General features: G+C 65.6%; 1 protein-coding gene. It reads left to right on the plus strand.

Translation table 11 applies throughout. The features are described from left to right. Positions 1-1,522: condensation domain-containing protein (locus tag KVT37_RS31505; RefSeq protein ID WP_254634389.1), on the plus strand; the 1,522-nt coding region annotated here is incomplete at both ends.

Below are 1,522 nucleotides of genomic sequence, written 5' to 3' on the forward strand. Positions count from 1 at the left end.
TGGTGGAGGCGGTGCCGGGCGGGATTGCGAACGCCCAGGACATCTACGCCCTGACGCCATTACAGGACGGCATCCTGTTCCATCACCTTCTGGCGCAGAAGGGCGATCCGTATCTGATCAGTGCCCAGATGGCCTTCGCCGAGCGGGATCGACTGGACCGCTATCTGTCGGCGGTGCAGCGTGTTGTGGATCGTCACGAGATCCTGCGCACCCCCTTCGTCTGGGAAGGGCTGTCGTCGCCGGTGCAGGTGGTGTGGCGGCATGCGCCGCTCAGCATCACGGAGGTTGAGCTCGATCCCGCCGCCGGCCCTGGCGTGGACCAGTTGCGGCATCGCTACGACCCAAGCCACTACCGGCTCGACTTGACCAACGCGCCCTTGCTTCGCTTCGTGGTGGCAAAGGATCCCGAGGCCGACCGTTGGCTGCTGCAAGAATTGCACCATCATCTGATCGGCGACCAGTCGACCCTGGAATTGCTGAACGAAGAGATCGAGGTGATCCTGAGCGGCTGGGAAACCGAATTGCCGACCGCGGAGCCGTTCCGCAACGTGGTGGCGCAGGCTCGTCTCGGCATATCGGCGGCGGAGCACGAGCACTACTTCCGCGAACGGCTTGGCGATATCGATGAGCCTTCGCTCCCATTCGGCCTGGCGGAAGCGCGCGGCGACGGTGGGGGGATTGTCGAAGCGTATCGACTGCTGCCGCAGGCCCTCAACGATCGCCTGCGGGGCCATGCCCGTCGCCTGGGGGTGAGCCTTGCCAGCCTCTGCCATGTGGCGTGGGGCCAGGTGGTGGCGCGCACGTCAGGCCGCGAGAAAGTGGTGTTCGGAACGGTGCTGCTTGGCCGCATGCAGGCCGGTGCCGGTGCCGACCGGGCTATAGGGCTTTTCATCAACTCGCTGCCGCTGCGCCTGGATCTGGATGGTAGAAGCGTTGCGGCAGGCGTGCGCGAGGCGCATCTGCGCCTGGCTGAGCTCCTGCAGCACGAGCATGCGCCGCTGGCGTTGGCGCAGCGCTGCAGTGGGGTTGCGGCGGGAACGCCGCTGATCAGCGCGCTGCTGAACTATCGGCACAGCACGCCGGAGAGGACCGGGACGCCGAGCCTGATCGGTGCCGAGTGGCTGGAGAGCAAGGAGCGCACGAACTATCCCTTGACGCTGTCGGTCGATGACTTCGGGACAGCACTTGGCCTCACGGCGCAGGTGGTTGAAGCGGTGTCGGCGGATCGCGTCATCGGATTGATGCAGCGGGCGCTGGCGAGTCTGGCTGAGGCACTTGAGGCGGCGCCCGAGATGCCGTTGCGGTCGCTGGATGTGCTGCCGGCCGAGGAGCGCAGGCTCATCCTTGAGACCTGGAACCGGACGGAGGCCGCCTATTCGTCGGATCACTGGGTCCATGAGCTGTTCGAAGAACAGGCGCGACGTAATCCGAACGCCATGGCGGTGGTGCAAGGCACAAGCACGCTCACCTATGGCGAATTGATCGCGCGCGCCAATCGGCTGGCGCAACGCCTGATCGGACT

The sequence above is a fragment of the Mesorhizobium sp. GbtcB19 genome, assembly GCF_019091085.1.
GTDB lineage: Bacteria > Pseudomonadota > Alphaproteobacteria > Rhizobiales > Rhizobiaceae > Mesorhizobium.